General features: G+C 74.1%; 18 protein-coding genes. 6 read left to right on the forward strand and 12 right to left on the reverse strand.

Features of this window, described 5'->3' with window-relative positions; genetic code table 11:
* Nucleotides 1-56 precede the first annotated feature (56 nt).
* The 6 genes from ACU436_RS13860 to ACU436_RS13885 all read right to left on the reverse strand — a co-directional run bounded on the left by ACU436_RS13860 (nt 57) and on the right by ACU436_RS13885 (nt 5865).
* Nucleotides 57-785, reverse strand: coding sequence for a ferredoxin reductase (locus ACU436_RS13860; protein ID WP_459025205.1), 729 nt, complete (start codon nt 783-785; stop codon nt 57-59).
* A gap of 7 nt (nt 786-792) precedes the next feature.
* On the reverse strand, nt 793-1401 hold the full coding sequence (locus ACU436_RS13865; RefSeq protein ID WP_459025207.1) for a sulfite oxidase-like oxidoreductase: 609 nt from the start codon (nt 1399-1401) through the stop codon (nt 793-795).
* 7 nt (nt 1402-1408) lie between these two features.
* Nucleotides 1409-2299 (reverse strand): DUF4126 family protein, encoded by an 891-nt coding sequence (locus tag ACU436_RS13870; protein WP_459025209.1) that lies wholly within the window; start codon nt 2297-2299, stop codon nt 1409-1411.
* Between the two features lie 10 nt (nt 2300-2309).
* A complete protein-coding gene (locus ACU436_RS13875) occupies nt 2310-2777 on the reverse strand; it encodes an NUDIX domain-containing protein (protein ID WP_459025211.1) in 468 nt (155 codons plus the stop codon).
* A 26-nt stretch (nt 2778-2803) separates the two neighbouring features.
* Nucleotides 2804-3892: a glycoside hydrolase family 172 protein gene (locus ACU436_RS13880; protein WP_459025213.1), complete on the reverse strand. Its 1089-nt coding sequence runs from the start codon at nt 3890-3892 to the stop codon at nt 2804-2806.
* A gap of 74 nt (nt 3893-3966) precedes the next feature.
* A complete protein-coding gene (locus ACU436_RS13885; RefSeq protein WP_459025215.1) occupies nt 3967-5865 on the reverse strand; it encodes an FAD/NAD(P)-binding protein in 1899 nt (632 codons plus the stop codon).
* Nucleotides 5866-6143: 278 nt separating this feature from the next.
* On the opposite strand from ACU436_RS13885, the gene ACU436_RS13890 reads away from it, so the two are divergent.
* Nucleotides 6144-7253, forward strand: a complete 1110-nt coding sequence (locus tag ACU436_RS13890) for an LLM class flavin-dependent oxidoreductase (protein WP_459025217.1) — start codon at nt 6144-6146, stop codon at nt 7251-7253.
* A 17-nt stretch (nt 7254-7270) separates the two neighbouring features.
* On the opposite strand, the gene ACU436_RS13895 is transcribed toward ACU436_RS13890, so the two are convergent.
* Nucleotides 7271-8044 (reverse strand): LLM class F420-dependent oxidoreductase, encoded by a 774-nt coding sequence (locus tag ACU436_RS13895; protein WP_459025219.1) that lies wholly within the window; start codon nt 8042-8044, stop codon nt 7271-7273.
* Between the two features lie 468 nt (nt 8045-8512).
* Between ACU436_RS13895 and ACU436_RS13900 the strand changes: the two genes are divergently transcribed.
* Nucleotides 8513-8875, forward strand: coding sequence for a DUF742 domain-containing protein (locus tag ACU436_RS13900; RefSeq protein WP_459025221.1), 363 nt, complete (start codon nt 8513-8515; stop codon nt 8873-8875).
* 182 nt (nt 8876-9057) lie between these two features.
* On the opposite strand, the gene ACU436_RS13905 is transcribed toward ACU436_RS13900, so the two are convergent.
* From ACU436_RS13905 to ACU436_RS13915, 3 genes are all read right to left on the reverse strand, one after another.
* Nucleotides 9058-11187, reverse strand: a complete 2130-nt coding sequence (locus ACU436_RS13905; protein ID WP_459025223.1) for a putative bifunctional diguanylate cyclase/phosphodiesterase — start codon at nt 11185-11187, stop codon at nt 9058-9060.
* A gap of 100 nt (nt 11188-11287) precedes the next feature.
* Entirely contained in the window at nt 11288-11659 is a 372-nt protein-coding gene (locus ACU436_RS13910; protein ID WP_459025225.1) for a hypothetical protein, read from the reverse strand.
* A gap of 93 nt (nt 11660-11752) precedes the next feature.
* Nucleotides 11753-14284, reverse strand: coding sequence for a DEAD/DEAH box helicase (locus tag ACU436_RS13915; RefSeq protein ID WP_459025227.1), 2532 nt, complete (start codon nt 14282-14284; stop codon nt 11753-11755).
* A 62-nt stretch (nt 14285-14346) separates the two neighbouring features.
* Here ACU436_RS13915 and ACU436_RS13920 point away from each other — a divergent pair, with 62 nt between their 5' ends.
* From ACU436_RS13920 to ACU436_RS13930, 3 genes are all read left to right on the forward strand, one after another.
* Nucleotides 14347-15864 (forward strand): ATP-dependent DNA ligase, encoded by a 1518-nt coding sequence (locus tag ACU436_RS13920; protein ID WP_459025229.1) that lies wholly within the window; start codon nt 14347-14349, stop codon nt 15862-15864.
* 66 nt (nt 15865-15930) lie between these two features.
* Entirely contained in the window at nt 15931-16677 is a 747-nt protein-coding gene (locus ACU436_RS13925) for an HAD family hydrolase (RefSeq protein ID WP_459025231.1), read from the forward strand.
* The gene (locus ACU436_RS13930) at nt 16674-19034 is read left to right on the forward strand and encodes a glycoside hydrolase family 65 protein (RefSeq protein ID WP_459025233.1); all 2361 of its coding nucleotides are present in this window, start codon (nt 16674-16676) and stop codon (nt 19032-19034) included. The genes ACU436_RS13925 and ACU436_RS13930 overlap by 4 nt, the downstream gene beginning before the upstream one ends.
* Before the next feature lie 74 nt (nt 19035-19108).
* Here the strand turns inward: ACU436_RS13930 and ACU436_RS13935 are convergent, their stop codons facing one another.
* Complete coding sequence (locus ACU436_RS13935) at nt 19109-19753, reverse strand: SDR family NAD(P)-dependent oxidoreductase (protein ID WP_459025235.1); 645 nt, start codon at nt 19751-19753, stop codon at nt 19109-19111.
* A 165-nt stretch (nt 19754-19918) separates the two neighbouring features.
* Here ACU436_RS13935 and ACU436_RS13940 point away from each other — a divergent pair, with 165 nt between their 5' ends.
* Complete coding sequence (locus ACU436_RS13940; protein WP_459025237.1) at nt 19919-20497, forward strand: DUF6328 family protein; 579 nt, start codon at nt 19919-19921, stop codon at nt 20495-20497.
* Between the two features lie 49 nt (nt 20498-20546).
* Here ACU436_RS13940 and ACU436_RS13945 read toward each other — a convergent pair whose 3' ends face one another.
* Nucleotides 20547-21317: an RNA polymerase sigma factor SigF gene (locus tag ACU436_RS13945; RefSeq protein ID WP_459025239.1), complete on the reverse strand. Its 771-nt coding sequence runs from the start codon at nt 21315-21317 to the stop codon at nt 20547-20549.
* Nucleotides 21318-21353 lie beyond the last annotated feature (36 nt).

Below are 21353 nucleotides of genomic sequence, written 5' to 3' on the forward strand. Positions count from 1 at the left end.
GAGACTGCATGAAAGTGGCTTTGCTGCAACGGGGCCGGTGCTGCGACGGGGCCGGGTCAGCCGGAGGGGCCGAAGCGTTCGACGCGGATGCTCTCCACCGGTACGCCGGCCTCGACCAGCACTGCCGTCGCGGCGTCGGCGAAGCCGGGGGGGCCGCAGACGTACACCGTCTCGCCGCCCCGCACCAGCGGCGCCACGTCGGCTGCGGCGAGCCGGCCGGCGGCGCGGCCCGCGTCGGGGGGAGCCTGGCGCGTGTAGATCACCGTGGTCTCGGGGCCGGGCAGCTCGTCGGCGTAGTACAGGTCTCCGGACGAACGCGCGGAGACGACGAGGCGCACCAGGTCCGGGCGGCCGAGCCGGCGGGCGTGGCGCAGCATCGCGATCAGCGGCGCCACGCCGGACCCGCCGCCGACGAGCAGGGCGGGCCCGCTCGCGTCCCAGGCGAAGAAGCCGCCGATCGGCCCGCGGACCTCGAGCTCGTCGCCGGGTACGACGACGTCGTGCAGGAACTCGGAGACCTCGCCGTCGTCGAGCCGCTCGACGGCCAGCTCGATCTCGCCCGTCCCGTCCGGTGCGGACGCCACGGAGTAGTCGCGGGAGGCGGTGTAGCCGTCAGGCGCGGTGAGCCGCACGACGTAGTACTGCCCGGGCAGGTGTGGGCGCGGCTCGGGCAGCGCGAGCCGGAACGTGCGGGCGCGGGGCGTCTCGTCGCGGACGTCGAGTACGCGCGCGGTCTGCCAGCGCAGGGTGCGGCGGTGGGTGGTGCCGCCAGGGGTGAGCGTCATGGGCCGCTCAGTCGCCCTGGTAGCGCTGCTCGGACCAGGGGTCGCCGCGGTCGTGGTAGCCGCCCCGCTCCCAGAAGCCCCGCTCGTCGTGGTCCATCAGGCGCAGACCCGACACCCACTTCGCGCTCTTCCAGAAGTACAGGTGCGGCACCAGCAGGCGGGCCGGGCCGCCGTGGATCGTGCTGAGCGGTTCGCCGTCGGCGTCCCAGACGACCCACGCCTTGCCGCCGGTGACGTCGTCGAGGGGGAGGTTGGTGGTGTAGCCGGTGTGGGACACCGCCATCACGTGCGTGGCCGCAGGCGACGGCTCCGCCGCGGCGAGCAGCGTGTCCACCGAGACGCCGTCGAACGTCATGCCGAGCTTCGACCAGGTGGTGACGCAGTGGATGTCGCCCTCGTAGCGCGACCGGGGGAGTGCGTGGATCTCGTCCCAGGTCCAGGTGACGGTGTTCTCGACGAGGCCCTCGATCGTGAACGTCCAGCGCTCGGCCGGGATGTTCGGCGTGGCCTCGGCGTGCAGGACCGGCCAGTCGGCACGCGCGTCGTACTGGCCGGGAGGTAGCCGCGGGTCGTGCTCGCGCCGCCGTCCGACGAAACCTCGGGTGGTACCGGCCATGCTCTCCTCAACCTTCGCGACTCGGGTTCATTCCTGGGCGGCGGGCGCCGAGCCGGCCGAGGAGCGCGGCGAGGACGTCCTCGGCCAGGGCTCCCGGCCGGTCGGTGCCGAACCGGGCCCGGGCCGCCGCCCGCAGGCGAACGCCCAGCACGGCCGCCCCGACGGCGGCGGCCGCGCCGACGAGGCCGGGCAGCGTCGGGTCGTGCCCGTCGCGGCCTGCGACGGCGGCCGCGCAGGTCGCGCCGAGCGCCGCGCGGGGGATCAGCCCCAGCGGTGCGAGGCGGCTCGGGACACCGGGGAGCTTGTCGGCCACGAGTTCGGCCGCGGCGGCCACGCTCGAGAGCGCGCTGCCGGTGCGGCCGCCGAGCCGGGAGGCCACCGGGCCGGCGTCGCCCGGCCGGGAGGTGAGCGCGACCGCGGCGATGCCGGCGGTGCTGCGGGACCCGCTGGACGCGCCCAGCGCGGCCGCCCGCAGCAGCGCCGCGGGGCTCGCCGGGGGTACCGCCTCGCGCCCCTCGGCCACGCGGGACACCGAGACGAGCGTGGAGTGCGTGGTGAAGCCGTAGACCAGTGGCGCGACGACCTCGGCCGGCCAGTCCGCGCTGCGGCGCGGGTCGACGATCCGCAGCACGGCCGCCGGGCCGGCGCCGGCCGCGGCGGCGGCGAGCCCGAGCAGGGGGCCGTTCACCGCGGCGGGTGGGCGGACCCCGGCGGCGCGCAGCACCCCCGCGAGCGCGCCGACGCCCACCCCGGCCGCCGTGGCGCGCAGGTCCGAGCGCCGCCCGGCCCGCTCCGCCGGTTCGGCGGAGCCGTCCAACCGGCCGGTGGCGAGGTACGCGGCTGCGCCCGCGGCGCCGGCCGCGGAGCCGCGCAGGAGCCCGGGGAGCAGCGACCTCACGAGAACCCCGCTACCCGGCGAGCAGCGCCGGCAACCGGTCCAGCAGCGGCAACTGCCCCTTCGTGATCTTCCGGCGGGCGGTCTCCAGGCCGAACCAGGCGGCGCGGTCGATCTCGGGGAACTCCTGCTGCCGGCCCGACCGCGGCGGCCACTCCATGCTGAACGTCCCGGGCGTGATCCGGTCGGCGTCGAAGTCGGCGGCGAGGGCGAAGGCCGTGATCCGCTTCCCGCCCGAGAGCCGCACCTCCCCGAGGTCGGCGAGCGGCCCGTCCGGCAGCGGTGCGCCGAGCTCCTCGGCGAACTCCCGGGCCGCCGCGGCCCGCGGCTCCTCGTCGGGGCCGTGCTCGCCCTTGGGTATCGACCAGGCGCCCTCGTCCTTGCGGGCCCAGAACGGCCCGCCCATGTGCCCGAGCAGCACCTCGGTGCCGCCTCGCCCCGGTCGGTGCAGCACCACTCCCGCGCTTCGCGTCGCCGCCACCCGAGGAAGTGTGGCAGGCCCGGCCGTCAGCAGACCTCGAGGTCGTCGGCGTCGGGTGCCGGCGGTCGCCGGGTGGAGGTCCGGTCGAGGTAGAACCAGGCGGTCGAGGCGATGTCGTCCTGCAGCTGCAGGTAGCGCCGGCCCGAGCGCCAGCCGAGCGCCTGGACGTCGACGGACAGGGCGTGCTCGAACCGGATGGGGTCGGGTAGGTGCCAGCGGTACATGCCGAAGCGCTGCTGGCTGCGGTAGCACCCGTCGGGCCGCAGGACCTGGTGCAGCCCGAGGTAGGGGGTGGTGAAGGCGGTGTAGCCGCTGCCGGGGACGTCGAAGTTCCAGGCGCCGCCGAAGTAGTCCTCGGTGCCGGTGCCGCAGATGGTGGGGAGCTCGCGGTCGTGGTCCGTGACGTCGTCGTCGAGGTAGAACTTCACCTCGCCCTCGCCCCACCAGCCGCTCGAGTTGGTGGCCCACGCGAGGTAGGTGCCGACGTAGTGCCCCTGCCCGGTGACGCCGTCGAGGAGGGTGTGCGTGTCGCCCTTCGCGAGGGGGTTGTCGCGGCGCCACTGGGTGTGCAGGTAGCCGGCCTGTTCGGGTACGGGTGCGAGCGAGTAGGTGATCTGGAAGTAGACGATCGCCGGGTCCGGCCCGATGTTCTCCAGCGTGATCCGGGCGGCAGACCGGAACGGCATCTGCCAGTAGCTGTTGAACCCCCCGTGCGGGTTGACGGCCACGACCTGGGAGGACAGCTGGGCGAACTCGCCCCAGCCCTGCCCGAAGAAGTCGCCGATCGGCACCTCGACGGCCGGTTCGGCGTCACCGTCCCAGTGCATGCGCAGCAACAGGCTGCGCCAGTGCGAGGGGTGGGTGGTGAGCCAGATGTGCTGCACCACGCCGGGCCCGTCGATCTCGGCCAGGCGGGCGGTGCTGCCGGCCGGCACCTCGATCGAGGGTGAGACCTTCCAGCCGCGGCCCAGGTCGCGGGCCGCCGCCGCACCGGTGCCCTCGGTGGCGCCACCGCCGGCGCCGGGTGCTCCGGTCGGGTTCTCGGGGCTGATCGAGCGGGTGACCGCCGTGCTCAGCAGGGCCATCTCGGGTTGCAGCGGGCTCGGGTGCGCCATCGGTGCCTCCGGGGACGTCGTCGGCGGTCGTGAAATCGATTTCAACGGTGTCGGACGCACCGTATCCGATCCTGCTACGCCGCCGCCGCCCGCGCCCCCGGGAGGCTGCGCAACACCGCCCGGGCGACGGCGTCGTTGTACCGCAGGCTCTGGGCGTTCATCCCGGGCCGGGTGAACGCGCCAGCCACCTTCACCGTGGTGTGCGGGCCCACCGCGAACCGCCGCGGGTGCACGGAGCCGGTGGCGTCGACCAGGGCCCCGTCGGCCGGCCGGACGCGGATCAGGCCGGTGTTGCGCAGGAGCGTGCCGTCGGCGGCACGCAGCACCTCCTCGCTCACGGCGCCGGTGGCCAGCAGGGCGGCGAGCAGCGGGTCGGTGGTGCGGGACACGCTCGGGCTCGGCAGGCGGGCGTCGACGAGCGCCCGGGCCGTGACCGGCGGGGCGCCCGCCAGGCTGGAGCTCCCGGCGCGGAAGGCGCCGCCTGTGACGTCCACCCACATCCCCTCCCCGAGGAACTCGACGTACCCGGCGCGCGACAGCGCGAGCAGCTCGCGCACCCGGAATCCGGGCGGGCCGCTCGCGACCGCGTTGAAGAAGCCCTGCCACCAGGCCAGGTCGACCGCCCGGGAGCGGGGCGACAGCACACCCGAGCCCGAGAGGCGGGTGACCTCGCCGTACACCGACAGCATCGCGACGAACGCGCCGAGGTGCGGCGTGTGCGCCGGATCGACGTGCTGGCGCAGGTCCTCGGCGATCCGGTCGCGCACGAGCGGCTGCAGCGCGGCGAGGTCCGGGGCGTGGACGCCGGCGAGGGGCTGGTCGAGGGCGGTGAGGTCGATCCGGTCGACCGGTGCGGGGACGGCGGTGGCGATCAGCTCGTCCATCCCGGGTGAGTGCCAGTCGAGACCGGCGAACCGCTGTGCGAACGCGGCCCACGGCAGCCGGACTCGCTCGGGGTGGCCGACGAACAGCTCGTGGTACCAACCCCAGGCGATCTCCTTCGCCATCAGCGGCCATGCCTGCGCGCCCAGCTCGACCGGCCCGCCCGAGCCGATCAGCGGGTCGACGGCGGCCGGACCGAAGAACCGCGGCAGCGGCGGCCGGCCCGCACGCAGGCCGTAATGGGGTTTGGCGTGGTAGGTCATCCCGCGCGGGGAGCCGGCGACGAGCCGCGGCTCGGCCCCCGACGGCACGTACCGCAGCCCGTCCCCGTCGGGTTCGAACCGCCCGCCACGCCCCTCGAACAGGAGCACGACCAGGTCGATGAACGCCAGGCCGAGCCCGCGGACCAGCACGGTCTCGCGCGGGGCGAGCACCGACAGGTCCGAGTCGGTGGTCTGCTCGGGAGGGAGGTAGGTGAGCCCCGCGTCGGCGGCCCGGGCGGCGAGCGCGTGCTCCTCGTCGGTCGGCGTGGCGTCGAGGTGTCCGGACGCGAGCACCACGGCGTCGACGCGCAGCGCGTCGCCGTTCTCCAGCCGCACGACCTGCAGGTCGCCGTCCTCGGCGAGGCCGACCGCGCGCGTCCGGTGCACCCTCGCCCGCATCCCGGGTGGCAGTCCGGCGATGACCTCGCCCAGCACCCAGCCCAGGTAGGCGCTCTGCAGCCGCCGGGTGGGGAACGTCGAGGAGGTGACGGCGGCCAGCTCGGCGGCGAGCTCGGGGCCGAGCCGCTCGTCGGGGTCGCCGCCTGCGCGGAACGCCTGCGCCCACTCCCAGAACGACGGGCCGGGGACGATCGGACCGTCGCAGACCACGGTGTCGTCGGTGAACATCGTGACGTCGGAGGCCATGGAGTTCATCGCGAGCAGCGGCGACTGGTCGTGGCGCCAGATCCGCCCCGGGCCCGGCGGGTACGGGTCGACCAGGTGCACGTCGAGCCCGTCCGGTCCCAGCTCGGGCGCGCTCGCGCCCAGTCGCTCGAGGATCCCCACGCCACGCGGGCCCGCCCCGACGATCGCGATCGCAGAGCCCACGGGCGGCGTCCTCACTTGTGCGCAGGGTGAACCGCTTCGACTGTAGGTCGACATCGGGGCGGCGGCACACAACGTGTGTCGGCCCGCACGCCCGCCGTTGACGGGCGCACCGCCGGGTGCTGGAGTGGAGGTCGTGGTCTTCTCCACGTCCCGCGCCATCCGCGTTCCTCTGGTGACCCGACGGCACATCGACCTCGGTCGGGTGTGGTCGGCGGTGTGTCCGGGTTCCTGACCCCGCTCCACCGCCACCCCCTCCACCACACTCGAGGAGTAACGACATGCCCGTGGAGTTCCTCGGCATGGGAGCCACCAACGACGGCACCGAGACGCAGTCCCGTTCCGGCCCGGCGTTCGACCCGGAGTTCACCGTGGCGCTGGCCCGCGCCCACGAGGAGACCGGCTGGGACCGGGTGCTCACCGCGTACGGGAGCGGCAGCCCCGACCCCGGGCAGGGCGCGGCGCTGATCGCCTGCCGCACCGAACGGCTGCAGGTGCTCGTGGCCCACCGGCCGAACGTCTCCTACCCCACGTTCGCGGCGAAGACCATCGCCACGCTCGATGTGATCAGCGGTGGCCGCACCACCGTGCACGTCATCACCGGCGGCAACGACCACGAGCAGCAGCGCGAGGGCGACATCCTGCCCAAGGACCGCCGCTACGACCGCACCCGCGAGGCGATCCAGATCTTCAAGAAGGCGTGGACCGCGCGGGAGCCGTTCGACTTCCACGGCGAGCACTACGACTTCAGCGACTTCGTGCTCGACGTCGAGCCCGTGCAGAAGCCGCGCCCGCGGATCTCGTTCGGCGGCTCGTCGCCCGCCGCGTACCGGGTCGGCGCGGAGGAGGCGGACATCTACGCGCTCTGGGGCGAGCCGCTCGCCGGCACGGCCGACCAGATCGCCGCGATCACGGAGCTCGCCGCGGCCGCCGGCCGGCCCGCGCCGACCTTCCAGGTGGCCTTCCGCCCGATCCTGGGCCGCACGGAGGAGGAGGCCTGGGAGAAGGCGTACGCCACCGTCGCTCGCATCCAGGACCGGACGAAGGGCGGGGTCCAGCTCACCCGCCGCCACAAGCTCACCGACCCGGAGAACGCGGGTTCCCAGCGGTTGCTGGCCATCGCCGAGCAGGGGGAGCGGCACGACCGGGCGCTGTGGACCGTCACGGCGAAGGCCACCGGCGGCGCGGGCAACTCCACGGCGCTGGTCGGCACGCCCGAGACGGTGGCCGCCGCGCTGATGGACTACTACGACCTGGGCGTGCGGATCCTCTCGGCCCGTGGTTACGACCTGCTGGAGGACGCGAGGGAGTTCGGTCGCGAGGTGATCCCGCTCGTCCGGGCGGAGGTCGCCAAGCGGGACGCGGCGCAGCGCGCGACGGTTCCCGCCTGAGGCGGCTCCCGATCAGGTCAGCGCCGGGCGTCGCGCCAGGCGACCCACTCCTTCACGAGGCCCAGGTCGTAGCCCGGGCCGCTGACGCCGATCGTGAAGAGGGTCGCGCCCGCGGCGACGAGGCCGTCGGCGACCTCGTGCGGCGGGGCCGAGACGCCGACGGAGCGCTCGATCTCACCCGGGTCGCGGCCGACGTCGGCGCAGTGGCGGTCGAGGATCGCGGACTTGCGGGTGAGCGTGTCGAGGTCGCCGAAGCTGTGCCAGATCGCGGCGTGCTCGGCCGTGTAGCGCAGGGTCTTGCGCTCCCCGCCGCCGCCGATGAGGACGGGGATGTCCCGGGTGGGCGCCGGGTTGAGCGCCGACCAGCGGTCGCGGATGCGGGGGAGGGCCTGCGCGAGGTCGGCCAGCCGGGTCCCCGGCGTGCCGAAGTCGTAGCCGTACTCGTCGTAGTCGCGCTGGAACCAGCCCGCGCCGATCCCGAGGATGAGCCGGCCGCCGGAGATGTGGTCGACGGTGCGGGCCATGTCGGCGAGCAGTTCGGGGTTGCGGTAGCTGTTGCAGCTGACGAGGGCACCGATCTCGACCCGCCTGGTGGCCTCGGCCCAGGCCCCGAGCATCGTCCAGCACTCGAAGTGCTTCCCGCCGGGATCGCCGTTCAGCGGGAAGAAGTGGTCCCAGTTGAACACGATGTCGACGCCGGTGTCCTCGGCCTCGGTGACGGCGGCACGGATCTGCGCGTAGTCGGCGTGCTGGGGCTGGATCTGGACACCGATCCGGATGGGGTGCGTCATGCCCTTGATCCTTCCACTGCCGTCGTGCACCGCCGCTCGCTCGGCAGCCCATCACATCCGGTGATCATGCGAGTACGAAACGTCATGGGCGTGGAACGGCCGGGTAACGCGGCCGTAACGCCCTGTCGACATGGTGGGGCCCCTTCCGAGGTGTGACGCCGCGATGGGGGAGGCCGCGAAGTGGGCACCGGCGAAGTGGACACCGGCGACGATCCCGGCCCCGCGATCGGGACCACCGGCGCGCGGTTCGGTGGTGCCCCGCGCCGGAGGCGGGCGGCCCGCAGGAAGGCTGCGGAGGCGGACACGACACCCGTCCCGGCCGTACCTGCGGCTCCGGGGGACCAGCCCGATGGGTCCGACGGCCCGGTCGTGGGGCTGACGGGCGCGCGTTTCGGTGGGGCTCGCCGGAAGCGGCGACCGGGCCCTACGCCCGCGGTCACCCCGCCGCCCCGGCCGCCCACCCCTGAGGTGCCCCGTCCGCCGGACGTCGAGGTCGAGGAGCCGATCGCCGGTGGGTCGGCGTCCGTGCGGCCCTACGTGTTCACCCGCGGCCGCACGCGCGCGTCGCTCGACCTGTCGATCGAGACGCTCGTGTCGGCGGACCCGCAGGTCGCGCCGGCCGGTTTCACCGGCGCGCACCTCGCCGTGCTGGACCTGTGCCGGGAACCGCGGTCGGTGGCGGAGCTCGCCGCCCACGTCGGCGTGCCGCTCGGGGTGGCGCGGGTTCTCGTCGGCGACCTCGCGGCCGCGGGCGCCGTCGCCGTCCACCGCGCCGCCGGCCCCGACGTGGCCCTGATGCGGCGAGTGCTGGGCGGCCTCCGGAAGCTCTAGCTCTAGGTGGCTGGTGTCTCTCGCGTGGCCGCTCTCGCGCCAGGTGGCTGATCATGGTCGTCGGGCCCTCAGACGGTCGCCGGCAACGGCAGCGCGCCCGGTTCGGCAACAGACACCTCCTGCCGCTCATGCCACGACCGTGGTGATCAAGGCGTTCCCGGGTGGTCGGCGCTCCTGGAGGGTCAGGTCGGGCCGACCGGGCCGGTGAACAGGGCCGGCACGGCCGACGGGCGCACCGGCGGGGCGAAGTACCAGCCCTGCCCGGTGTCGCAGCCGAGCTTGCGCAGCCGTTCCAGCTGCACGGAGGTCTCCACGACCTCGGCGGTGACGGAGAGGCCGAGCGTGTGGGCCAGCTCGATGAGCAGCGCGAGCACCTCGAGGTCGACGCTGTCGTATTCGTGCTCGCCGGATGGGTCGGACACGGCGGAGGCAAAGGGTCTCGTGACGAACGGCCCGGCGAGCTTCAGGGCGTGGACCGGCAGGGTGCGCAGGTAGGCGAGGTTGGAGTAGCCGGTGCCGAAGTCGTCGATGGCGATGCGCACGCCCATCGCCGCGAGGTCACGGAGCGCGTCGAGGGGCTCCCCGGTGGTGCTCATGAGGTCGCTCTCGGTGAGCTCGAGCTGCAGCCCGTGCGCGGGCCAGCCGGAGTCGGCGAGGACGCTCGCCACGTCGTCGACGATCCCGGGCTCGCGCACCTGGCGCGCCGCGAGGTTGACGCTGACGAACAGGTGCGCGTCCGGGTGCTCCTCGCGCCAGCGCACCGCCTGCCGGCACGCCTCGGCGAGCACCCACCTCCCGAGCGGGACGATCAGCCCGCTCTCCTCGGCGAGCGGGATGAACACGTCCGGGCCGATGCGGTCGCCGCCGGGCGGCTGCCAGCGCACGAGCGCCTCGACGCCGACCAGCCGCTGGTCGGTGAGGCGGACCAGCGGCTGGTAGTCGACCACGAACTCGGCCGACTCGAGGGCGGCGGGCAGCCGGGCGGACAGCTCGAACCGGGCGACGGCGGCACGGTGGCGGTCGGCGTCGAAGCGGGCGACGCGGTTGCGGCCGTCCTTCTTCGCCCAGTGGAGCGTGGTGTCGGCCGCCTTCATGAGGTCGGCGGCCTTCTCGAGCTCCCCGGAGCCGGAGGCGCTGTCCGCGCGCTCGACGACGCCGATGCTGGCGGACACGACGATCCGGTGCGGCCCCGAGACGACCGGGCGCCGCACGGCGTCGAGGGCGCGTGCCGCCATGCGGAGCGGTTCGTCGGGGTCCGGGTGGTCCGCGGGCCGCTCGACGAGGACGACGAACTCGTCGCCCGCCATCCGGGCGACCAGCCGTCCGGGCCCGCCGATCTCGGTTGTGAGCCGGTGGGCGATGGTCTGCAGCACGTGATCGCCGACGTCGTGGCCGAGGGTGTCGTTGACGGCCTTGAGGTCGTCGACGTCCATGTAGCAGACCCCGACGTGCCGTCCGGCTTCGAGCGCGGCGTCGAGCCGCTCGAAGAACAGGGTGCGGTTCGGGAGGCCGGTGAGCGGGTCGTGCTGGGCCTGGTGGCGCAGCGACGTCTCGAGGCGGTGCCGCTCCGTGACGTCGGCGATCATGGCGACGATGAAGCGGGGCACCCCGTCCGGCGCCCTGACCAGGGAGAGGACGATGTCGGTCCAGATCGTGGTGCCGTCGGCGTGCGCGTAGGGCCGTTCCAGCCGGGTGTGCTCCAGCTCGCCGGCCTGCATCGCGCGCAGCAGGCGCCGGTGCTGGTGGTCGTCGGCGGGGACGTACGCATCCACGGTGCTGTGGAGCACCTCGTCGGCCGGGCGGCCGAACATCTCGCAGAGGGCCCGGTTCGCCTCGACGACCTCGCCGGCGGCCGTGACGACGGCGATGCCGATCGCCGCGTCGGCGAAGAGGGCGCCGAAGCGGGCCTCGCTCGCCCAGCGGGCCTGCTCGGCGGCGGCCCGGGCGACGAACGCGGCCGCGGTGACCCGTTCCTGCTCGGCGCGCGTGCGCTCCTGCAGGGCGGCGGCGTAGCCACCGGCGAGGGCGGAGAGAACGGCGGGTCCGCGCTCGGGATCGATGCGGACGAGGTCGGGGCCGAGCACGGTGAGCGTCTGTTCCAGCGTGGACGGATGCGTGAAGTGGGCCTCGACGAGCCAGCGTCCGACGGCGCCGGCCGCTGCCGGGTCGCCCACCCCGGAGGCGGCGTCGAGCAGCACGCCGGTCCACTCCACCAGCGCGGTGTCGAGCTCGCGGCGCGGAAGCGCGACGAAGCCCGCGGACTGCACCGATCCGGCCCAGGAACTGCCGAGCGTCCGCGCGTGATCGCCCATGGCGCGCCCCCGCTCGTGACTCTGATCGCCCGGGTCCAGGGGCGATCTTGGCGGGAGCCTACCGCCCCGCACCGGTCGGGGGCCGGATCAGAGAACTGGATCAGGGGTCCTGGCGGGGGCGGCCGCCGCGGCGCATGTCGCCCGTCGTGGTGCGGCGGCCGGGGTCGAGCAGCCGCTTCCATTTCGCCTGGGCGGCCTGCCGGCTCGACAGTTGCGCCTGCACCGCGTCGGCGACCTGGGCCCAGGTCAGCCCGTCGGCGCGCAGCCTGCGGATGAGGTCGCGCTCGTAGTAGTCGGCGAGGCGGCGCATCTCGCCCACGAGGGCGTACCAGGCCGCCGAGGCGTCGCGGGTGAGCCCGCCGTCGGCCGACACCTCCTTGAGCCGGTCCAGCCGTCCGGTGATGGAGCGGTCGGGCCGGGCGATCATCGGGTCGACCCGGTCCAGCCAGCGCACCGCCTCGTCGTACTTCATGCGTCAATCATTCATTGACGCCTTCGAAACGTCAACCGATCATGGACACCGCACGTCGGCGTGTCGCAGGGCCCGGACGGGGGAGCGGGACCGTCAGCCGCCGAGCGGCTCGACCCCGGTCACCCAGACGACGGGGGTGCCCTGCTCGTCGGACGCGCCGAGGTCGACCTCCGCGGTGATGGCCCAGTCGCGATCGCCCGCCGGGTCCTCCAGGACCTGCCGGACGAGCCAGCGCTCGGACTCCTCCGCGACGGAGAAGAGCTGCGGGCCGCGGGCGTCGGGGCCGGTGCCGATCGCGGTCCCGGTGTCGCCGTGCTCGGCGAAGTACGGCGCGAGCGCCTCGCGCCACGCGGCCGCGTCCCAGCCGGCGTCGGCGTCGAGCTCGCCCAGCTCGTCGAATCGGCGCAGGGCGGCCAGCTCGACGCGGCGGAACATCGCGTTGCGCACGAGCACGCGGAAGGCCCGCGGGTTGGCGGTGACGGCGGTCGGTGTCGTGTCGAGCGGCGGCCGCTCCGGTTCCTCGCCGGTGCCGGCGCCCGCGGCGAGCGCCTCCCACTCGTCGAGCAGGCTGGAGTCGACCTGGCGCACCAGCTCGCCGAGCCACTCCTCGACGTCGAGGAGCTCCTCGGTCTTCGCCTCGTCGGGCACGGTCTGGCGCAGGGCGCGGTAGGCGTCGGCGAGGTAGCGCAGCACCAGGCCCTCGGACCGGGCGAGGCCGTAGTGCCCGATGTACTCGACGAACGTCATGGACTTCTCGAACATGTCCCGCGCCACCGACTTCGGCGACAGGTGCGCGTCCTCGACCCACGGGTGGCCGCGCCGGTAGGTCTCCAGGGCGGCGTCCAGGAGCTCTTCGAGGGGCTTCGGGTACGTCACGTCCTCGAGCAGCGCCATCCGCTCCTCGTACTCGATGCCGTCGGCCTTCATCGCGGCGACGGCCTCTCCGCGGGCCTTCTTCTGCTGCGCCGCCACCACGGGCCGGGGGTCGTCGAGCGTGGCCTCGAGCACCGAGAGGACGTCCATCGGGTACTGCGGCGCCTCCTTGTCCAGCAGATCGACGGCGGCGAGGGCGAAGGGGGAGAGCGGCTGGTTGAGCGCGAAGTCCAGCTGCAGGTCGCCGACCACCCGCACGCGGCGGCCCTCCGCGTCGGGCTCGGGCAGCTCCTCGACCACGCCCGCGGTGCGCAGGGCCCGGTAGATGGCGATGGCCCGGCGGATGTGGCGGAGCTGGCGGGACCGCGGCTCGTGGTTGTCCTCGAGCAGGTGCCGCATGGCGCTGAACGCGTCGCCGGGACGCGTGATCACGTTCAGCAGCATCGCGTGCGTGACCTTGAAGTGGCTGGTCAGTGGCTCGGGCTGGGCGTTCTGCAGCTTCTCGTAGCTCGTCTGCGACCACCCGACGAACCCCTCGGGCGGCTGCTTGCGCACCACGCGGCGGCGCTTCTTGGGGTCGTCGCCCGCCTTGGCGAGCAGGCGGGCGTTCTCCACCTCGTGGTCGGGTGCCTCGGCGACGACCGTGCCGACCGTGTCGTAGCCCGCGCGCCCCGCGCGCCCGGAGATCTGGTGGAACTCCCGCGCCTTCAGCGGGCGGGTGCGCTGCCCGTCGTACTTCGACAGCGCCGTGAACAGCACGGTGCGGATCGGCACGTTGATGCCGACGCCGAGGGTGTCGGTGCCGCAGATGACCTTCAGCAGGCCGGCCTGCGCGAGGGTCTCCACGAGCCGGCGGTAGCGGGGGAGCATGCCCGCGTGGTGCACCCCGATGCCGTGGCGCACCAGCCGCGACAGCGTCTTGCCGAAGCCCGCGGTGAAGCGGAACCGGCCGATCAGCTCGGCGATCGCCTGCTTGTCCTCGCGCGAGGTGACGTTGACGCTCATCAGCGCCTGCGCCCGCTCGATCGCCGAGGCCTGCGTGAAGTGCACGACGTAGACGGGGGCCTCGTGGGTCTGCAGGAGCTCGCTGATCGTCTCGTGCAGCGGCGTGAAGACGTAGCGGAAGTGCAGCGGCACGGGGCGTTCCACCGAGGTGATCACCGCGGTGTCCCGCCCGGTGCGGCGAGTGAGGTCCTCGCGGAAGAACGAGACGTCGCCGAGCGTGGCGCTCATCAGCAGGAACTGAGCCTGGGGGAGCTCGATCAGCGGCACCTGCCAGGCCCAGCCGCGGTCGGGATCGGCGTAGAAATGGAACTCGTCCATCACCACCGAACCGACATCGGCACCCCGCCCGGAGCGCAGCGCGATGTTGGCGAGGATCTCCGCGGTGCAGCAGATGATCGGGGCCTTCTCGTTCACCGCGGCGTCCCCGGTGAGCATCCCGACCTTGTCGGCGCCGAACGTGTCGATGAGCTGGAAGAACTTCTCGCTGACCAGCGCCTTGATCGGCGCCGTGTAGAAGGTGCGCTCCCCGCGGCCGAGCGCCGCCGCGTGCGCCCCCACCGCGACGAGCGACTTCCCCGAGCCGGTGGGCGTGGAGAGGATCACGTTGCCGCCGGTGACCAGCTCCAGCAGCGCCTCCTCCTGCGCCGGGTAGAGCGAGAGGCCGCGTTCCTCGAACGCCCAGTCGGTGAACGCCTCGACGAGCGCGTCGGGATCGGGGGCGGGGGGAAGCCGGTCGGTGAGGCTCATGATGCCTCGATCGTCCCCCACGGAGGTCCGCGACGTGACGGCGGCCAGCTACGGTGGCTCCCGTGACGGAGCGGGTGACCCCAGGCGTGCCCGCCCTCGTCCCGCCCATGCAGCCCGGCACCGTCACCGGTGACCCGCCGACCGGCCGCGACTGGATGGTGGAGGTGGCGTGGACGGGGCACCGCTGCATCGCCTACGTCGAGCCCGGGCGGCGGGTGCGGCTGCTCTCGGGCGCTGACAACTCGATGAGCGCCGCCTACCCGGAGCTCGCCGAGCCGCTGCTGCGCCGGGCGCCGCCGGGCGGGATGGTCCTCGACGGCACCCTCGTCGCCCGCGGTGAGGAGCACGCCGTCCGCCCGCGGCTGATCGCCCGCCGCAGCGCCCGCCACCGCCCGTCGGACGCGACGATCCGGCGCATCCCGGTCGACTTCCAGGTCGCCGACCTGCTGTGGCTCGACGGGCACAGCACCACCGACCTGCCCTACGCCGACCGCCGCTCGCTGCTCGACGGCCTCGGCTTCGCCAGCCCGCCGGTGTGGACCACATCCCCGCTGCCCGCCACCGAGATCGACACGATGCTCGCGATCGCGGAGCAGAAGGGCGCCGACGGCCTGCACGCCCGGCACGTGCGGGGCCGCTACCACCCCGGCGGGCGCTCCCGGTTCTGGCTGCGCGTGCCGGTCACGCGCACGCGCCAGGTGCTCGTGGGCGGCTGGACGCCCGCCGACCCGCACCGGCCCGAGACGGTGGGCACCCTCCTGCTCGGCGCACCCGTGGCGGGCGAACCGGGCGCCGCCCACTACGTCGGGCGCGTCGGGGTGTCGCTCGGGGAGCGGCGCACGCTCGCCGCCGCGCTCGCCGACCGGGAGCAGGACGCACCCCCGTTCGTCGACGCCGTGCCGGCGGGAGCGGCGCGCCACGCCCGGTGGGCGCGGCCCGAGCTGGTGGGGCTCGCCGAGTTCTCCGGCTGGATCGGTGGTGGCCGCATGCGCCGCCCGTACTGGCTCGGCCTGCTCGACCCCGCGGACGTCCACGAGGACCGCTGGGCCCGCCCGCCGGAACCGGCGCCGGCCATCCCGGCACCCGAGCCGCCGGCGGAGCTGCCCGACGCGTCCCCCGAGCCGGTGAGCGCGGAACCGCCGGCCGTCACCGAGGTGCGCCGGCTGGAGCAGCACTTCGTCTACAACTCCCTGAACACGATCGCCGCGCTGATCCGCAGCGATCCCGGCCGGGCCCGGGACCTGCTCATCGGCTTCGCCGATCTGAACCGCGCCGCCGACCAGGTGGGCGGGAGCACGCTGGGCGACGAGCTCGCCGCCGTGCACGGGTACCTGCAGCTGGAGCAGGCCCGGTTCGGCCCGCGCCTGCAGGTGGCGGTGGACGTCGAGCCCACCCTGCATCCGATCCCGGTGACCCCGATGCAGATCCTCGCCGCCGTGCGCGAGGCGGTGCAGCGCGACATCGAGCCGCAGCCGGACGGCGGACTGCTCAGCCTGGCCGCCCGCCCCGTCGAGGGCGGCTGCGAGGTCCTGGTGACGGGCGGCGCAGCCGCGGCCCGGACGATCCGGCTGCCTTCGTAGGCCGCACCCTTACGAGTTGCCCACTCCGCCTCCCCGGGTGATCGCGGTCTCGGTACCGTTCGGCCCATGCTCGGCCTTCCCGACGGCACGCGCGCGTGCCTCTTCGACCTCGACGGCGTGCTCACCGACACGGCCAGCGTGCACGCGGCCGCCTGGAAGCAGATGTTCGACGAGTACCTGCGGGCCCGTGCCGAGCGCGAGGGCACCCCGTTCCGGCCGTTCGACGTCACGGACGACTACGGGCCCTACGTCGACGGCAAGCCCCGCCTGGCGGGCACCGACTCGTTCCTGCGCTCCCGCGGCATCGAGCTCCCGGCCGGTGGGCCGGACGACGCCGCGGACGCCGAGACCGTGTACGCGCTGGCCACCCGGAAGAACGCGCTGGTGCAGGAGAAGATCGTCAGCGTCGGGGTGGAGGTGTACCCGGGGTCGGTGCGCTACCTGCACGCCGCGAAGGACGCCGGGCTCGCCACGGCCGTGGTGTCCTCGTCGGCGAACGCGAAGCAGGTGCTCGACGTCGCGGGCCTCGCCGATCTCATCGACCACCGCGTGGACGGCGTCACCGCCAAGGAGCGCGGCCTCCCCGGCAAGCCCGCGCCGGACACGTTCCTCGCCGCGGCCGCCGACCTCGGCGTCGGGAAGGATCAGGCAGTCGTGTTCGAGGACGCCCTCGCGGGCGTCGCGTCGGGGAAGGCGGGCGGGTTCGGCTTCGTCGTCGGGGTGGACCGGCTCGGGCAGGCCGACGCGTTGCGCGCGCACGGTGCCGACGTCGTCGTCACCGACCTCGCCGACCTGATGGGGAGTGCGTCATGAGCCCGGATCCGGGCCGCGCGTTCGCGGTGGAGCCGTGGGTGGTGCGGGAGCCACGGTTGGACCTGGACCGGATGGGCCAGGTCGAGTCGGTGTTCGCGCTGTCCAACGGGCACATCGGGCTGCGGGGCAACCTCGACGAGGGGGACCCGCACGCGATGCCGGGGACGTACCTGAACTCGTTCTACGAGCGGCGCCCGCTGCCGTACGCGGAGGGTGGGTACGGCTACCCGGAGTCCGGGCAGACGATCATCAACGTCACCAACGGCAAGCTGATCCGGCTGCTGGTGGAGGACGAGCCGTTCGACCTGAGATACGGCCAGCTGCACCGGCACGAGCGGGTGCTGGACCTGCGGGCCGGCACGCTCACCCGCGAGGTCGAGTGGGCCTCGCCCGCGGGCCGGATGGTGCGGGTGCGCTCGACGCGGCTGGTGTCGCTCACCCAGCGGGCGATCGCCGCGATCGAGTACGAGGTGGAGGTGCTCGACGCGCCCGCCCTGCTCGTCCTGCAGTCGGAGCTGGTGGCCAACGAGCAGCTGCCGTCCCGCGACGAGGCGGACCCGCGCGTCGAGGCCGCGCTCACCGACCCGCTCGTCGCCGAGCAGCACCGCTGCGACGAGGCGGGCGCCACGCTGCTGCACCGCACGCGCCGCTCCGGCCTGCGGGTGGCCGCGGCCATGGACCACGAGGTGCAGGGCCCGGAAGGGGTCAAGGTCACCTCCGAGGCCACCGAGGACATCGGGCGCACCACGGTGATCGCGCGTCTCGAGCCCGGCCGGACGCTGCGCCTGGTGAAGTACCTGGCCTACGGCTGGTCGTCGCGCCGGTCGCTGCCCGCCCTGCACGACCAGGTCCGCGCGGCGCTGGCGGCCGCCCGCTACACCGGCTGGGAAGGGCTGTGCGGTGAGCAGCGGACCTACCTCGACGAGTTCTGGGAGACCGCGGACGTCGAGATCGACGGTGACGCCGAGCTGCAGCAGGCGGTGCGGCTGGCCACCTTCCACGTGCTGCAGGCGGGCGCCCGGGCCGAGCGCCGCGCGATCGGGGCGAAGGGGCTGACCGGCGAGGGCTACGACGGGCACACGTTCTGGGACACCGAGACCTTCTGCCTGCCGGTCCTGTCCCACCTCGCTCCGGAGGCCGCGGCCGACGCCCTGCGCTGGAGGCTGTCGATCCTCCCGCTCGCCTACGAGCGGGCCGAGCAGCTCGGGCTGCGGGGGGCGGCGTTCCCCTGGCGCACGATCCGCGGGCAGGAGTGTTCGGGCTACTGGCCGGCCGGCACGGCCGCGTTCCACATCAACGCCGACATCGCCGACTCGGTCCGCCGGCACGTCGCGGCCACCGGGGACGTGGTGTTCGAGCGGGAGGTGGGGCTGGAGGTGCTGGTGGCCACGGCCCGGCTGTGGCGGTCGCTGGGGCACCACGACTCGGCGGGGGAGTTCCGCATCGACGGGGTGACCGGCCCGGACGAGTACACCGCGATCGTCGACAACAACGTCTACACGAACCTGATGGCGCAGCAGAACCTGCGGGTGGCGGCGGACACGGCGGCGCGGCACGCGCGGGCGGCGGCGCGGCTCGGGGTGAACGCCGAGGAGATGGCGTCCTGGCGGGACGCGGCGAAGGCGATGCGGATCCCGTTCGACGACGTGCTGGGGGTGCACCCGCAGGCGGAGGGGTTCACCCACCACCAGGTGTGGGACTTCGAGAACACGCCGGCGGAGAAGTACCCGCTGCTGCTGAACGTGCCGTACTTCGACCTGTACCGCAAGCAGGTGATCAAGCAGGCGGACCTGGTGCTGGCGATGCAGCTGCGCCCGGACGCGTTCACCCCGGAGCAGATGAGCCGCAACTTCGCCTACTACGAGGCGTTGACGGTGCGGGACTCGTCGTTGTCGGCGTGCACCCAGGCGGTGGTGGCGGCCTGGACCGGGCACCTGGACCTGGCCTACGACTACCTGGCCGAGGCCGCGCTGGTGGACCTGGACGACCTGGCGGGCAACTCCGACCACGGGGTGCACATCGCGTCCATGGCCGGCACCTGGACGGCCGTCGTCGCCGGGTTCGGCGGGATGCGGATGGACGAGTCCGGGATCGGGTTCGCACCGCGGCTGCCCCCGGCGCTGTCGCGGATCTCGTTCGGGTTGAGGTGGCGCGGCCGGCAGCTGCGGGTGGAGATCCGGCCGGACGAGGCGGAGTACCGGCTGGTCTCGGGCCCGCCGATGCGGCTGCGCCACCATGGGGAGCCGCTCGCGCTGGCCGAGGAGCCGCAGGTGCGCCCGCTCCCGGCGCTCGACCCGGTGGAGCCGGTCGAGCAGCCGTACGGGCGGGGGCCGAAGGCCAGGCACCCGGGTAGCTGAGCGGAGCTCGGACCGACATCCGCCGCAGCGCCCACCCAGGGGCAGCCACGCCCAGGTGATCATGGGGAACCCGGTCAGTGCACGACCTCGTGGGTCCACGCCTCGCGTGGCTGGTGGTGCAGCCGCCAGTAGTGCTCGGCGATCTCATCGGGATCCCAGGCCGTCCCCGGGCCGACCGGCCCGGCGACCGTCACGGTGGCGACGTGGACGCCTGCGTCCCGGTACTGCAGGTCGAGCAGCGCGGCGAGCGCCCGGACGCCCGCCTTGCCCAGGGAGAGGCTCACGTAGCCGGGCTTCGGCTCCGGCATGCCGCCGGTGACCAGGAACGTGCCGCTGCCCCGCGCGGCCATGCCGGGGAGGGCCCGCGCGGCGGCCGTGAGGACACCGACGACGTTCACCGACCACGCGGCGAGCTGGCCCGCCGCGTCGAGCTCGCCGGGCGCGTCCGGCCGCACGAGCGCCGCGTTGTACACGACGACGTCCGGAACGCCGAAGCGCTCTTCCGCCGCGCCCAGGGCGGTGCGCAGGCCGTCCTCGTCGGCGACGTCCGCGGCCAGCCCCAGCACGTCGGCCCCGCTCGCCCGGACCGCCGCGGCGACCGCGTCCACGGTCGGCCGCGACCGGGCGACGACCGCCACCGGCATCCCGCCCGCGGCGAACCGGCATGCGATCGCCCGGCCCATCCCCGGCCCCGCTCCGAGTACCACTGCTCCTGCCACGGCCGCGGACGGTATGGCCTCACACCGGTGTCAAGGTCAAGGGAGGTGTGCGCAGCCGCACGGCCGCTGGGTACGCGACGGGCATGAGTGGCGGGCTGGACCGCCGCCTGAGCAGTTCGCCCGCCGCCGCTGCGTGGGTGTCACCCCATCGGGTAGTCATGTCCCATGACGGAGTGGCGCTACACCGGTAGCCGCGCCGACGGGCGCGGCGAGGGCCCGTTGCAGCGCGCCGACCGCAACATGATCGAGCTCCTGCAGGAACTGCGCGTGGCGCAGACCGGTGTGCAGATCCTGTTCGCGTTCCTGCTGACGCTGTCGTTCACCGAGCGCTTCCGCTCGATCGACGAGGTGCAGCGCTGGACCTACGTGGTCACCCTGCTGTGCTCGGTGATCACGGCGGGCCTGCTCGTCGCCCCGGCGGCGGTGCACCGCATGACGTTCCGGCGGGGGGTGAAGCAGGAGACCGTGCAGATCGGGCACCGCCTGTTCACCGTCGGTCTCGGTTCCCTCGCGCTGACCCTCACCGGCTCCGTGCTGCTGGTGCTCGACGTCGCGGTGGGGCTGCCGTTCGCCATCTCGGCCGCGGCGGCGGTCCTCGTCGTGCTGTGCCTGCTGTGGTTCGTGCTGCCGGTCCCGCTGCTGCGCCGCTCCCGCCCGACCCCGGCGCTCAACGACAGCGACGGAGGCGACGAAGAGCCACCGCCCGGTGAGTGGGCGGCGGCTCGCGAGCCGTCATCGGTGTGAGCCGATCGGCGGTGCACGACGTCGGTGGTCGTACGGGCAGGCGGCCCGCCTACCCGTCCTCGGTCATCCGCCGCCGCAGCTGTGCGACGGTCTGGGCGAGCAGGCGGGACACGTGCATCTGGGAGATGCCGACGCGGTCGGCGATCTGGGTCTGCGTGAGGTTGCCGAAGAACCGCAGCAGCAGGATCGTGCGCTCCCGTTCGGGCAGCTCGTCGAGCAGCGGCGCGAGGGTCTCCCGGTACTCGACCTTGTCCAGCTCGGCGTCCACACCGCCGAGCGTGTCGGTGAGGGGGGTGTCGCCGCCGGCCACCAGCTCGTCGAGGGAGCTGCTGCGGTAGGCCTGCTGGGCGTCGAGGCCCTCCACGACCTCCTCGGTGGGCATCCCGAGCCGGGTCGCGATCTCGCTGGGGCGCGGGGCGCGCCCGAGCTCCTGCGACAGCGGACCGATCGCGCCGTTGATCGCGCTCTGGAGGTCCTTGAGGCGCCGCGGCACCCGCATGGACCACGTCCGGTCGCGGAAGTGCCTGCGGATCTCACCGGTGATGGTGGGGACCGCGTAGGAGAGGAAGTCGATCCCGCGGTCGGGCTCGAACCGGTCCACCGCGTTGATCAGCCCGACGGTGCCGGCCTGCTCGAGGTCGTCGACCGGCTCGCCGCGGCCGGCGAACCGGCGCGCGATGTGCTGCACCACGGGCAGGTACCCGGTGACGAGCTTGGACCGCAGCGCCACCCGCTCGGGGTGCTCCGGCGGCAGCTGCGCGAACTCCTCGAAGAGCGGCGCGAGGTACGCGTAGTCGGAGTCCCGGGACGTCTCATTCATCGCACGATCGGGCGCGCCGGGCCGACTGGGGGTTGC

It is taken from the genome of Pseudonocardia wallangbongensis, assembly GCF_054486945.1.